General features: G+C 65.8%; 8 protein-coding genes. 1 reads left to right on the forward strand and 7 read right to left on the reverse strand.

Features of this window, described 5'->3' with window-relative positions; genetic code table 11:
* The first annotated feature begins 19 nt into the window (after positions 1–19).
* Complete coding sequence (locus F455_RS0103505; protein ID WP_018971881.1) at positions 20–1,864, forward strand: sigma-54-dependent Fis family transcriptional regulator; 1,845 nt, start codon at positions 20–22, stop codon at positions 1,862–1,864.
* 43 nt (positions 1,865–1,907) lie between these two features.
* Here the strand turns inward: F455_RS0103505 and F455_RS0103510 are convergent, their stop codons facing one another.
* From F455_RS0103510 to gltB, 7 genes are all read right to left on the reverse strand, one after another.
* Entirely contained in the window at positions 1,908–2,960 is a 1,053-nt protein-coding gene (locus F455_RS0103510; RefSeq protein ID WP_018971882.1) for a sugar phosphate isomerase/epimerase family protein, read from the reverse strand.
* A gap of 135 nt (positions 2,961–3,095) precedes the next feature.
* On the reverse strand, positions 3,096–4,253 hold the full coding sequence (locus F455_RS0103515; RefSeq protein ID WP_211212280.1) for a Gfo/Idh/MocA family protein: 1,158 nt from the start codon (positions 4,251–4,253) through the stop codon (positions 3,096–3,098).
* Between the two features lie 41 nt (positions 4,254–4,294).
* Entirely contained in the window at positions 4,295–4,909 is a 615-nt protein-coding gene (locus F455_RS0103520; RefSeq protein WP_018971884.1) for a gluconate 2-dehydrogenase subunit 3 family protein, read from the reverse strand.
* Positions 4,909–6,708: a GMC family oxidoreductase gene (locus F455_RS0103525; protein WP_018971885.1), complete on the reverse strand. Its 1,800-nt coding sequence runs from the start codon at positions 6,706–6,708 to the stop codon at positions 4,909–4,911. Before F455_RS0103525 ends, F455_RS0103520 begins: the two co-directional genes overlap by 1 nt.
* Positions 6,709–6,863: 155 nt before the next feature.
* Positions 6,864–8,045: an amino acid aminotransferase gene (locus tag F455_RS0103530; protein WP_018971886.1), complete on the reverse strand. Its 1,182-nt coding sequence runs from the start codon at positions 8,043–8,045 to the stop codon at positions 6,864–6,866.
* Positions 8,046–8,091: 46 nt separating this feature from the next.
* Positions 8,092–9,507 (reverse strand): FAD-dependent oxidoreductase, encoded by a 1,416-nt coding sequence (locus F455_RS0103535; RefSeq protein WP_018971887.1) that lies wholly within the window; start codon positions 9,505–9,507, stop codon positions 8,092–8,094.
* A gap of 42 nt (positions 9,508–9,549) precedes the next feature.
* Positions 9,550–14,004, reverse strand: coding sequence for a glutamate synthase large subunit (gene gltB, locus F455_RS0103540; protein ID WP_018971888.1), 4,455 nt, complete (start codon positions 14,002–14,004; stop codon positions 9,550–9,552).
* Positions 14,005–14,078 lie beyond the last annotated feature (74 nt).

Consider the following 14,078-nt stretch of genomic DNA (forward strand, 5'->3'; position numbering starts at 1 on the left):
AAGCGACACCCGGCATTCCATGACCGATTCCGCTCTGGACCGAATCCAAACCGCACGGCATCGCTTCTTCGATCAAGGCGATGCGCCGCGCGGACTCGTGCCTGCGTCGATCCTGCGCTCGTGGCAACGTTGCGCGGGGCTGGGTCTGTCGGAGAATGCGCGGCCTAACGTCGAGCCGCTGGCCGCCACCGCGCTGCGCGAGGTCTGCCAAAAATACGAAGAGCTGCGCCGCGTCAGCCTGCCCGAAGTGCGCGCGCTATATGCCGATGCGCATGCGACCGGCAGCATCGTCATCCTCACCGCGCCTGACGGCATGATCCTCGAGGCGCTTGGCAGCGCGAACTTTCTCGACAAGGCGGCACGCGTGTCGCTGCGCCCGGGTGTGCCGTGGAACGAAAACCATACCGGCACGAACGCGATCGGCACGGCGATGATCGAAGGTCGCGCGATCGAAGTGCGCGGACCCGAACATTTCTTCGCGCCGCATCGCGTGCTCAGTTGTTCGGCGGTGCCGATCGTCGATCCGTTCGGCAAGATCGCCGGCGTGCTCGATCTCTCGGGCGAATCCTCGGTGCATCACACGCACGCGCTTGGCATGGTGCGCTTTGCCGTCGACCAGATCGAGCGGCGTCTGTTCAAACGTGACTTTCCCGGCTGCCGCGTGTTGCGTGTGCAGCGTGATGCCGGCCTGTTCGGCACGGCGCAGGAAGGCATCCTCGTGTTCGACGGCGAACGCCTCGTTGCGGCCAACCGGCATGGCCTGGGCATGCTCAACCTCGTCCGCGGCGACATCGGCCGCAGGGAATTCGGCGATCTGTTCGATGCCAAGGTCGAATCGCTGCAAAGCGAGGCGAACCTGCGCGACCATCTTAACAAGCCCATCTTCGTGCGCAGCGATGAGGCAGCGCCGCATCGGCCGGTAACGGTTTCGACATCGCCGCCCACAGCGGTCGCCGACCATCGCATCGGCAGCGAGCCCGTGTTCGGCGAGCAACTGACCTTCGAGCTCGATCGCGCGGAACGTGTGCTGCGCGCCGGCATGTCCGTGCTCCTGCTCGGCGAGACCGGCACCGGCAAGGAAGTATTCGCGCGCGAGCTGCACCGCCGCCTCGGCAATCGCATGCCATTCGTCGCGGTCAACTGCGCGGGCTTGCCCGAGAGCCTGATCGAATCGGAATTGTTCGGCTACGACGAAGGTGCGTTCACCGGAGCGAAGCGCCAGGGGACGAAAGGCCTGTTGCGCGAGGCTGACGGCGGCGTGCTGTTCCTCGATGAGATCGGCGATATGCCGCTCGCTGCGCAGACGCGCCTGCTGCGCGTGCTGCAGGAGCGCGAGGTCACGCCGCTCGGCGGGGGCAAACCGGTCAAGGTCGATTTCACCGTCATCGCCGCGACCAACCGCAATCTCAATGTCGGCACGCTCGAGCAGTTCCGTTCGGACCTGTTCTTCCGCATCGCGCACTACACGGTGAATCTGCCCGCGCTGCGCGCATATCCCGATCGCCGCGCGCTGATCGAAACGTTCTGGCGCCGTCTTGCGGCGGCGACGCCGATCGAAGCGAGCGCGCTTGACGTCCTCGCAGGCTACGACTGGCCCGGCAACCTGCGCCAGCTCACCGGCATGCTGCGCACGCTGGTTGCGCTTGCCGGACCCGGCAGCGCGGTCGGCGCGGACGATCTTCCGCCGATGCTTCGCGAGCAGGGCACCGCGACGGGCATCGGCGGCGCTGCCACTGCGGGTGCGCTCGACGAGATCGCCGAACGCGCGATGCGGCAGGCGCTGGAAAAACATGCCGGCAACGTCTCCGCCGCTGCGCGCAGTCTCGGCGTCAGCCGCAGTACGCTCTATCGGCGCCTGGGCTGAGCGAATCCGCCCCCGGGTGTTTGCGTCACGCGGACAATGCCCCTCAGATTCCCAGCACTTTCCGATTGAACGCGTGGTCCGCGTCGCGGCCGGCGAAATCGTCGAAGGTGTGTTCGGTGACGTGGATGATGTGTCTGGCGACGAACGGTGCACCCTCGCGCGCGCCGTCCTCGGGATGCTTCAGCGCGCACTCCCATTCCACGACCGCCCAACCCGGATAGTCGTACTGCGCGAGCTTGGAAAAGATGCCGGTGAAATCCACCTGGCCGTCGCCGAGCGAGCGGAAGCGTCCCGGGCGATCCACCCAGTCCTGGTAGCCGCCGTAGACACCCGATTTTCCCGACGGCCGGAACTCGGCATCCTTGACGTGGAAGATGCGGATGAACTCGTGGTAGAAGTCGATGTATTGCAGATAATCGAGCTGCTGCAAGACGAAATGGCTCGGGTCGTAGAGTATGCGGCAACGGCGATGATGGCCGGTTGCGGCGAGGAAACGCTCAAAGGTCACGCCATCGTGCAGGTCTTCGCCCGGATGGATCTCGTAGCAGACGTCGACGCCGGCGTCATCGAACGCATCGAGAATCGGCAGCCAGCGCCGCGCGAGTTCGGCGAAGCCGTCCGCGACGAGGCCGGCCGGGCGCGGCGGCCACGGATAGAACGTGTGCCACTGCAGCGCACCCGAGAACGTCGCATGCGCGGTCAGGCCGAGATTGCGACTGGCCTGCGCCGCGAAGCGGAGTTGCTCGATCGCCCACTCGGTGCGCTTCTGCGAGTTACCGCGCACCGCTTCCGGCGCGAAGCCGTCGAACAGCAGATCGTAGGCCGGATTCACCGCGACGAGTTGCCCTTGCAGATGCGTCGACAGCTCAGTGATCTGCACACCGCAGGCTTCGATGCGGCCCTTGAGCTCGTCGCAGTAGGCCTTGCTCTCGGCGGCACGGCGCAGATCGATGCAGCGCGCATCCCAGCTCGGGATCTGCACACCTTTGTAGCCGAGCTGCGCCATCCATTTGCAGATGCCTTCGAGCGTGTCGAACGGCGGCTTGTCGCCCATGAACTGGGCGAGAAAAATCGCGGGGCCTTTGATCGTCTTCATGTTTAGGAATCTCTGAAGAAGCGTCGCGAGCGAAGGCAGATTGTGCGTCGCCGGAGCGCAGGAAACGGAGTTTACTGTAGTAAATGAGGATTCCGAGCATCGCCGGCGCACAAGCTGCCGAGCGCAGCAGCTTGTTCAGGGGTTCCCGAACTCCGTCCACTTCTGTTGTGATTGCGCCGAGCGGATCACTGCGTCGATGAACGCCATGCCGCGCACGCCGTCGGCGATGCCGGGGAAATCGTATGCGCGCGGCTCGACTTTCGCGCCGTCGGCGTGCGCGCGCACGCCGCGATAAAACGCGGTGTAAATATTCGCGAATGCTTCTAGATATCCTTCGGGATGCCCCGGTGGCGTGCGCGTGTTGCGCGCCGCGGCTTCGCCGAGGTAGGCGGCGCCCGTGCGCAGGATCTGCACCGGCGCATCGAGCGAGCGCAACACGAGCGAGTTCGGATCGGCATGCCGCCACTCGATCGATCCCGACTCGCCATAGATGCGCAGCGCGAGATTGTTTTCCTCGCCTGCGGCGATCTGTGTCGCCACGAGCACGCCGCTCGCGCCGTTGTCGAAACGCAGCAGCATCGAAGCGTCGTCATCGAGACGGCGGCCCGGGATGAAGGTGTTCAACATCGCATCGATCTGGGTGATGCGCAGGCCGCTGACATATTCGGCCAGATGCGCCGCATGCGTGCCGATGTCGCCGATCGCGCCGCCTGCGCCCGACTTGGTGGGATCGGTGCGCCAGCTCGCCTGTTTCTGCCCGCTGCCTTCGATGTCCGTCGCCAGCCAGCCCTGCGGATATTCGACGTAAATTTTGCGCACCGCGCCGATGCGCCCGGCGTTGACGAGCGCACGTGCTTGCTTGATCAGCGGATAGCCGCTGTAGGTATAGGTGACGGCGAGAACACCGCCGCTGCGCTCGACCGCCGCCTGCAGCTCGCGCGCCTCGGCCAGCGAAAAACACAGCGGCTTGTCGACGACGACGTGGAAGCCGTTCTCCAGTGCGAGCCGCGCCGGTTCGTAGTGCACATGATTCGGCGTGACGACGGCGATGAAATCCATGCGCTTGTCGGCAGGCAGCGCTTTTTCCGCGGCGAACATCTGCGCGTAGCTCGCGTACGCACGCGCCGGATCGACGTGGTAGGCCGCACCGGCCTCGCGCGAGCGTTGCGCATCGCTGCTGAACGCGCCGCAGACCAGTTCGGCTTCGCCGTCCAGTTCCGCGGCGATGCGATGGATGCGGCCGATGAACGAACCGGGGCCGCCGCCGACCAATCCCATGCGTAGCTTGCGCACTCTATGTCCTCATCAAATTGGAAAATTCATCCGCCATGCGATTACGCCAGGCCGACCTTTTTCAACACTTCGAGCGGCGGCCCATCGAAACTCGCCAGCGGCACGTTGCCGATGAATTGGAGGTCCTTGCGTCCTTCCGGCGTCGTGTAGAAACCGCTTGCGGTCAGGTCGCGATAACGAGCGAAGAATTTGGCCGCTTCAACGAAGCGCGGCTTCGCCTTCGGCAAGTAACAGATGTCGTCGCAGATCGCGTGCAGCTGTTGCGCATCGAGCTCGTGCACAGGCTTGGAAAAGCGTCGGCCTGATTCCTTGTCGAGCCACTGCAATCCGTTGAGCACGATCGTGCGATCCTTTTGCTGGCCCGGATACGGCGCGCTGATCCATTCGTCGAGGAAATCGACCACGCCCACCGCCGATGCGCTCGGCGACGTGGCATCCGCGGGAATGATCGCGTCACAGAGCACGGTCGCGGTGCGGCGCTGCGCGGCGCTGAACGTCAGCGGCCACAGTTCGCCAGGATGATAGACGTTGAGCAGTTTCGGATCCTGCCCGTACGGTTTCGCCGCCACCTTCGCGGGTACCGCGGCGAATACGCCGTGTCCGAGCGGCGCAGCGGCGGCGGCGAGCATCCACTTGATTGTCGTGCGACGATCCATCACAGCTCCTTGCGTTGCATGCGCTCAAGGATATGGTCCGCCACACGCCACGAGTTGGCCATGATGGTGAGGGTCGGATTCTTGTCGGCATTCGACGGGAACGGGGCGCCGTCGGCGAGAAACAGATTCTTCACATCCCAGGTCTGGCACCACGGGTTGACCACGGAAGTGCGCGCATCGTCGCCCATGATCGCACCACCGACTTCGTGAATGATGCTGCCGCCCGGCTCGATCGCCTTGGCGCCGTCGGTCTTGACTTCGCCGCGCACGCGTCCGCCCATCGCGGTGATGATGTCGGCGAAGGTCTTCTGCATGTGCGCGGCCTGGCGCGTCTCGTGCTCGGACCACTGCCAGTGGAAGCGCAGCACCGGGATGCCCCACTTGTCCTTCACCTTCGGATCGATCTCGCAGTACGACTTCTCGTTCGGAATCATCTCGCCGCGTCCGGCGAAGCCGACGAACGAGCCGTAATAGCGGCGCGCGTCCTCCTTGAACTTGGCGCCGTAGCTGCCGCCGGTAAGCCATTCCAGCCTCGTCGCTGTGCCGACGCCCGGCATGCGCCGGCCGCCGCCGAATTCGATGTGGTAGCCGCGCGCAAAGCCGAGCTTGCCGGCCTCCTTGTACTGCCACCAGGGAACGTACATGTGCAGGCCGGACACGCCTTCCTCGTTGTGCGGCGGCAGGCTTTCGAGCAATGGAATCTGGCCACCGAGATCGCTGCCGACCGTGTCCATCAGGTATTTGCCGACCTTGCCGCTCGAATTGCCGAGGCCGTGCGGAAACTGTGTCGACTTCGAGTTGAGCAGGATGCGCACCGTCTCGCAGGCGCTCGCCGCGAGCACGACCGCGCGCGCGCTGATCGAGATATTCCTGTGCGAGGTCCGGTCGATGAAATGCACGCCCGAGGCGCGGCCGTCCTTGCCAAGGGTGACCTCATTGACCATCGCGTCGGTGACGATGTCGAGCTTGCCGGTCGCGAGCGCCGGCGGCAGATGCACGGTCGTCGATTGATAGTTCGCCCGGATCGAACAGCCCTGTCCGCATGGCGTGGTCCAGAAGCAAGCGCCGCGACGCTTCATGTCGGCGGCGATGATTGCCTGCGCGGCGGGGTTGCCCGGATGCAGCTTCGCCGGCGAATTCTTCCAGTCGAGCTGGCGCGTCAGCACGGCGCGATGGCCGGCAATCACGGGAATGCCGAGCTTGCCCGCGTACTTGTGCACGAGCAGGTCGCTGACCAGCGGCTTCGGCGGCGGCAGCAGACAGCCCTCCGGCGAATCGGGCGTGTTCTCGAGTCCGTCGTTCGCGCCGTAGACACCGATGAGCATCTCGACCTTGTCATAGTACGGCGCCATGTCCGCGTAGCCGATCGGCCAGTCGAAGCCGAGGCCGTCGCGCGAGCGCGGCTTGAAGTCGTACGGCCCGTTGCGCAGCGAGATGCGGCCCCAGTGATTGGTGCGGCCGCCGAGCATGCGCGCGCGCCACCAGTCGAAGCGTTGCGTCTCGTCCGTGCTCGCCTGCGTGTACGGCTCACCGGGAACCTGCCAGCCGCCGTCTACCGTGGCGTCGTAGAAGCCGAACGGCTTGTCCGGCGTGCTCGCGCCACGCAGCGGCGCCATCTCGGGCGTCTGGAACATCGCCGCCTCGGCGACCGGATCGTAATTGCGGCCGGCCTCGAGCATGAGCACGCGTGCGCCGCCCATGGTCAGCGTGTAGGCCATTTGCCCGCCGCCGGCGCCCGAGCCGACGACGATCACGTCATAGTCGGTCTTTGCCGCGACCTCTGCGTTGATGAAAGGCACTGAGTGACTCCAATGGGTGTCGACACGGCGAACCGATCTGCGCATGCCCAGCGACAAATCGGATCGCGTCCGCGTTTATAGCCCAAAAGCGCCCGTACCTGCACGATGTCGTGCATCGCGCGGAGATAGCGAGGGCGATACTGCGAGCGCAGATCTCAGAGCACGGCGACGATGGCGCGCGCGACGTCATCGAGGCGATCATCAGGCAGGCCAGCGACGTTGATGCGGCTGTCGTCGACCATGTAGATCGCGTGTTCGGCGCGCAGGCGATGCACCTGTTCGACGGAGAGGCCTAGGCGCGAGAACATGCCGCGGTGGCGGGCGATGAAATCGAAACGGTTCGAGCCCGAATGCTTGCGCAGGGCTGCGGCGAGGCCTTCACGCAATACGATCATGCGCTCGCGGATCGCATCGACCTCGGCGACCCAGGCCGCACGTCGCGCCGGATCGGTGAGGATGATGCGCACTACGGCGGCACCGTGGTCCGGCGGCATCGAGTAGTTGGCGCGCGCGACCGAGCAGAGCTGCGCATAGGCGATATCGGCCTCGGCCGCGGACGGCGCGAGCAGAATCGCGCAGCCGACGCGGTCGCGATACACCGAGAAGTTCTTCGAGCAGCTCGCGGCGATGACCATGGATGGAACCAGTGTGGCGAGCAGGCGCACGCCCGCGGCGTCGGCATCGAGGCCTTCGCCGAATCCCTGATAGGCGATGTCGACGAACGGGAACAACCGCTTCTCGACGATGAGCTTGCCGATCTCGCGCCACTGCTCGAGCGTGAGGTTCGCGCCGGTCGGATTGTGGCAGCAACCGTGCAGCAGGACGACGTCGTCGGGCTTCGCCTGCGCGAGCGCGGCAAGCATCGCCTCGAAGCGCACCGTGCCGGTGGCCGCATCGAAGTAGGGATACGAAACGTGCTTGAGACCCGAGGCTTCGATCATCGGAATATGGTTGGGCCAGGTCGGGTCGGAGACCCACACCGTGGCATCGGGCCGTGCGCGGCGCAGCAGTTCAAACAAGATGCGCAGCGCGCCGGAGCCGCCAGGTGCCTGGATCGCACGCACTCGCGCAGCGGGTGCGGCATCACCCAAGACCAACTCCGTCATCTTCGTGTCGAACGCCGTGTCGCCGGCGAGGCCGAGATAGGTTTTCGTCGTCTGCTCGGCGAACAGCACCTGCTCAGCGTCGCGCACCGACTGCATGATCGGCGTGCGGCCTTCGCGGTCCTTGTAGACGCCGACGCCGAGGTCGACCTTGTGCTGGCGCGGATCGTCGCGCAACAGCGCGATCAGGGCGAGGATCTTGTCAGGCGCGGGCGAAGTCAGGGTCTCGAACATGAGGGTGGTCGCAATCGATTCGGGAAATGGATGGGTGGGTCGACGCTCAGGCGACGACCGCTTCGGCCGTTGCGGCCTGCGCGGCGAACATCTGCTTGATCTGTTTCGCTGCCTCGCGGCCGTCGAGCACGGCGCGCACGACGAGGTCGGCGCCGCGCCACATGTCGCCGCCGGCGAACACTTTCGGGTTCGTCGTCTGCAGCGGCAGGCGGCCGGCGCCGCCGAGAACGATCTTGCCGTTCGTGGCGAACTCGATGCCGTTGGCCGTCGCCCATTGCGGCGGCTCGGGCAGGAAGCCGAAGGCGAGGATGACGACGTCGGCCGGCAGTACTTCCTCGCTGCCCGGGACCAGCTCCGAACGCGGGCGGCCGTTGCCGTCGTCGACGAGACGCGTTTCGCCGACGCGCACGCCGATGACGCCCTTCGCATTGCCGAGAATCTCAAGCGGCTGGCGCTGGAACAGAAAGTCGACGCCTTCGTCGCGGCTGTATTTCACTTCGCGGCGCGAACCGGGCATGTTCGCTTCGTCGCGACGATAGACGAGGGTGACGCTTTCGGCGTCGTGACGCACGCTGGTGCGCACGCAGTCCATCGAAGTATCGCCGCCGCCGAGCACGACGACGCGCTTGCCGAGCAGTTCGGGCATCACGTCTGCGGCCGTCGCGGTGCCGAGCAGGCGGCGCATGTTCGCGATCAGGAACGGCAGCGCCGCATGCACGCCGGGCAGGGTCTGTCCGGGCAGCTTGCCGTCGACGAACTGGTAGGCGCCGGTGCCGAGGAAGACCGCGTCGTAGTCCTGGGTCAGCGCGGCGAAATCGATGTCCTTGCCGATCTCGGTATTGAGGCGGAACTTCACGCCCATGCCTTCGAGCACGCTGCGGCGCGTGTCGACGATTTTCTTGTCGAGCTTGAAAGGCGGGATGCCGAACGTGAGCAGGCCGCCGATCTCCTCATAGCGATCGAACACCTCGACCGCGTGGCCCGCGCGCGCGAGCACGTCGGCGGCGGCGAGTCCGGCCGGACCGGCGCCGACGACCGCGATGCGCTTGCCCGACGCTTCGACGTCGTCGAGCTTCGGCCGCCAGCCACGCTTGAACGCCTCGTCGGTGATCGAGCGTTCGATCGCGCCGATCGTGACTGCGCCGAAACCGGTCTCGAGCGTGCAGGCCTGCTCGCAGAGGCGGTCCTGCGGGCAGATGCGTCCGCAGATTTCCGGCAGCGGATTGGTCTCGTGCATCAGCGCCGCGGCGTCCTCGACGCGACCTTCGCGCGCAAGTTCGAGCCAGCGCGGAATGTGATTGTGCAGCGGGCAGCCCCACGAGCAGTACGGATTGCCGCAGTCGATGCAGCGCGAGGCCTGCTCGGTGATCTGCTCGCCGGTGAACGCGGTGTGGATCTCGCCATAGCCGAGCACGCGTACGGGCACGTTGAGCTCGCGCGGCAGCTCGCGGGGAAAGCGCAAAAATGGAAAATTATCTTTTTTCACTTTGATTGATTCTTTCTATCAGGCGGCGCGGCGCAGTTCGTCGGCGAGCGAGTCGAGGCTGGCGGCCTTCGGTTTGACCAGCCAGAACTTGTGCACGAGTTCGCGGAACTCATCGACGATGCGGCGTCCCCAGGCACTGCCGGTCGCGTCGACATAGCCGAGCAGCAGGCTGCGCAGGTGTTGCCAGTAATTTTCCATGCCTTCGTGCGAGATGCGCGTGATGTCGACGAGCTCGTGGTTGTAGCGGTCGACGAAATCGCGCGCCTCGTCGAGGACGAAGGCGTAGCCGCCGGTCATGCCGGCGCCGAAGTTGACGCCGCAGCGGCCGAGCACGACGACGGTGCCGCCGGTCATGTATTCGCAGCAGTGATCGCCCACGCCTTCGACGACGGCGAGCGCACCCGAGTTGCGCACGGCGAAGCGCTCGCCCGCGCGGCCCGCGGCGTAGAACTCGCCGCCGGTTGCGCCGTACAGGCAGGTGTTGCCGACGATCGACGATTCGTGGCTCGGGAAGCCCGCATCGCGCGGCGGACGCACGACGATGCGGCCGCCGGCCATGCCCTTGCCGACGCCGTCGTTGGCCTCGCCGTCGAGCACGATATGCACGCCGCCCGCATTCCACGCGCCGAGGCTTTGGCCCGCCGCGCCGGAGAGGCGCAACGTGATCGGATTGGCCGCCATGCCCGCATCGCCGTGTTTGCGCGCGACGTCGCCGGACAGACGCGCGCCGATCGAGCGGTCGGTGTTGACGACGGCGTAATGAAATTCACCGCCCGTGGCGTTGTCGATCGCGGCCTTCGTCTCGGCGGCGATGCGCTTGGCCAGATCGCTCTGCGGAATCGGCGCCGCGGCGCATCCCGGCACGCTGCCGTCGAGGCCATTGCCGAGCAGCGGCGCGAGATCGACTTTGTTCTGCTTGACCGTCGCGCCTTCGCGCTGCTTGAGCAGATCGGTGCGGCCGACGATCTCGTCGAGCTTGCGCACGCCGAGGCGCGCCATGTGCTGACGCACGTCCTCGGCGACGAAGCGGAAGAAGTTCTCGACCTGCTCGGGCGGGCCGTCGTAATGCTTCTTGCGCAACTCGTCGTTCTGCGTCGCGACGCCGGTCGCGCAGGAATTCAGATGGCAGATGCGCAGGTACTTGCAGCCGAGCGCGACCATCGGCGCGGTGCCGAAGCCGAACGATTGCGCGCCGAGCATCGCCGCCTTGATCACGTCGAGGCCGGTCTTGAGACCGCCGTCGGTCTGCACGATCACGCGCTCGCGCAGGCCATTGCGTACGAGCGTCTGCTGCGTTTCCGACAGGCCCAGTTCCCACGGCGAGCCGGCGTAGCGGATCGAGGTCAGCGGGCTTGCGCCGGTGCCGCCGTCGTGGCCGGAAATCGTGATCAGGTCGGCGTTGGCCTTGGCCACACCCGCGGCGATCGTGCCGACACCGGCGTTGGCGACGAGCTTCACCGAGACCAGCGCCGAGGGGTTCACTTCCTTCAAGTCGTAGATCAACTGCGCGAGATCTTCGATCGAATAAATGTCGTGATGCGGCGGCGGCGAAATCAAACCGATGCCGGGACGTGCATAGCGCAGGCGCGCGATCAGCGCGTTGACCTTGTGCCCCGGCAACTGGCCGCCTTCGCCGGGCTTGGCGCCCTGCGCGACTTTGATCTGCAAGACTTCGGCATTGACCAGATAAGCCGGCGTGACCCCGAAGCGGCCCGAGGCGACCTGCTTGATCTTCGACATCTTCTCGGTGCCGTAGCGCACCGGATCTTCGCCGCCTTCGCCCGAGTTGCTGCGCGCGCCGAGGCGGTTCATCGCGATCGCGAGCGCCTCGTGTGCTTCGGGCGAGAGCGCGCCGAGCGACATGCCGGCCGAGTCGAAACGCTTGAGGATCGCTTCGACCGGCTCGACTTCCTCGATAGGTACGGGCGCGCCGGCTGCATGCACGGCGAGCAGGTCGCGCAGCGCCGCGGGCACACGCTTGTCGACCGCATCCGCGTAGCGGCGATACAGCTTTGCATCGCCCGTGCGCACCGCGAGCTGCAGCGCACCGACGACTTCCGGGTTGTACATGTGGAACTCGCCGCCCGGCAGCGCCTTCATCAGGCCGCCCGGCGGCAATGCGTAGTTCGGATCGCGCGCGGCGATCGCCTGCGCCTTGTATTCGTTCTGGATGTCGACAAATCCGGCACCGCCGATGCGCGAGGGCGTGCCCGGGAAACACAGCTCGACGACTTCGGCATCGAGGCCGACGATCTCGAACAGCTGCGCGCCGCGATAACCCGCAATCGTCGCGATGCCCATCTTCGAGATGATCTTGAGCAGGCCTTTCTGGATGCCGCGGCGATAGCTGCGGCCGATCTCGCTCGGTGCTTCGCCCTGGCGACCCTTGAGCTGGCCGCGCTTGTTCATGTCGAACAGGGTTTGATACGACAGATACGGATACACGGCGGTCGCACCGAAGCCGATCAGGCAGGCGAAGTGGTGCGCATCGCGCGCGTTCGCGGTTTCGACGAGGATGTTGCAGTCGCAGCGCAGCTGCTTCTGGGTCAGGCGCGCATGCACGGCGCCGGTGGCGAGCAGGGAATGGATCGGCAGCAGGCCCGGCCCCGGGTAGCGGTCGGACAGCAGGATCAGCATGCTGCCGCTGCGCACCGCGTCTTCGGCGCGGTCGCACAGATCTTCGATCGCTGCCTTGAGCCCGATCTTTTCGTCGTAGTACAGATCGAGCTTGATGTTCGCCGGTGCGATGTGCGGCAGCGCGAGGATCTGGCGCAGCTTGCGCTGCGATAGGATCGGCGAGTTGAGCAGCACTTGCTTGGCATTGTCGGGCGACAGATCGAACACGTTGCGCTCGAGGCCGATCTGCGTGGTCAGCGACATCACGAGGCGCTCGCGCAGCGGATCGATCGGCGGGTTCGTCACCTGCGCGAACGACTGGCGGAAGTATTCGTACAGCGGCCGCGATTGTTGCGACAGCACCGCGATCGGCGTGTCGTCGCCCATCGAGCCGGTCGCTTCGGCTTCGTCCTCGGCCAGCGTCTTCAGAATGACGTCGCGCTCCTCGCGGGTCAGCGCGAACTGCTTCTGGTAGCGCGCGAGCACCTCGGGCGAGAACGGCTCGGCGGCGAGCGCCGGATCGATCAGGTGCGATTCGAGATAGTTGAGCTGATCGCGCAGCCACTTCTTGTATGGTGCGCGCGAGCGGTTGATCGCATCGATCGCCGTGCTGTCGAGCAGCTTGTGCTCGACGAGGTCGACCGCGATCATCTCGCCCGGCCCGAGGCGGCCCTTGGCGACGATGCGCGAGTCGGGCACATCCCACAGGCCAGCTTCCGAGGCGACGATAAGGTGGTTGTCGTCCGAGCGCGCCCAGCGCGCCGGGCGCAGGCCGTTGCGGTCGAGCGCGCAAGCTGCATGTCTTCCGTCGCACAGCACGATGCCGGCGGGTCCGTCCCACGGTTCGCTATGCAATGCGTAGTATTCGTAGAACGCCTCGAGATCCTCGTCGAGATCCTCGCGCGAGGACCATGCCGGCGGAATCAGCACGCGCATCGCGAGCAGCACGTCGAGGCCGCCTTCGACCAAGACTTCGAGCATGTTGTCCAAGCTCTGCGAATCGGAACCCTTGGTCGTGACCAGTTCGCCGAGATCGGAGAAATCCACGAGCGGCGACTTGTATTTCGCCGCGCGCGCGGTCGCCCAGTTGCGATTGGCCTTGATCGTGTTGATCTCGCCGTTGTGCGCGAGCAGGCGGAACGGTTGCGCGAGGCGCCAGTGCGGCATCGTGTTGGTCGAGTAGCGCTGGTGGAATACCGCGGCGCTCGCTTCGAGAGCCGGGTGCGAGAAGTCCGGAAATGCCGCACGCAACTGGCCCGGCGCGACCATCGCCTTGGCCGCGAACGTCGTTGCCGACAGGGTGACGACGTAGAAGTGGATATCGTCGGCGAACGTTTTTTCGGCGAGGCGGCGTGCGCGGAACAGGGCGCGGTCGAATGCGCCTTCATCCATGCCGGCCGGCGCGTTGACGAAGATCTGTTCGATGCGCGGTCGATGCGCTTCGCCGATCGGCCCGCAGGCGCGCGAATCAACCGGCACTTCACGCCAGCCCGCGACCGCGAGGCCGGCGGCTTCGAGTTGCTTCGCAAGTTCGGCTTTCTGCGCCTGTGCGCGCGCTTCGTCTTTGCGATCGAGGTAGATATGGCCAGAGGCGAAACGTTCGCCGACAGCGATGCCAGCGTCACTCGCGAGCGCGCGCAGCCAGACGAACGGGCGATAGAGCAGGATGCCGCAACCGTCGCCGGTGATCCCGTCGGCACCGATGCCGCCGCGATGCGACATCTTCGCCAAGGTCGAGAAGGCCTGGTCGACCAGCCACGCGCCCGCTTTGCCGTCGATGTTCGCGATCAGCCCGAAACCGCAGCTGTCGTGCTCGAACGACGGGTCATATAGCGTATTAGCGCGTTGTTGCAACATGGTCAAACCTGCTCTTGCTCGATGCGGCACGATCACTCCGATCCGCCGGCATCTGGCGACGACAAAGCCGGCGC

The sequence above is a fragment of the Rudaea cellulosilytica DSM 22992 genome, assembly GCF_000378125.1.
Taxonomy (GTDB): Bacteria; Pseudomonadota; Gammaproteobacteria; order Xanthomonadales; family Rhodanobacteraceae; genus Rudaea; species Rudaea cellulosilytica.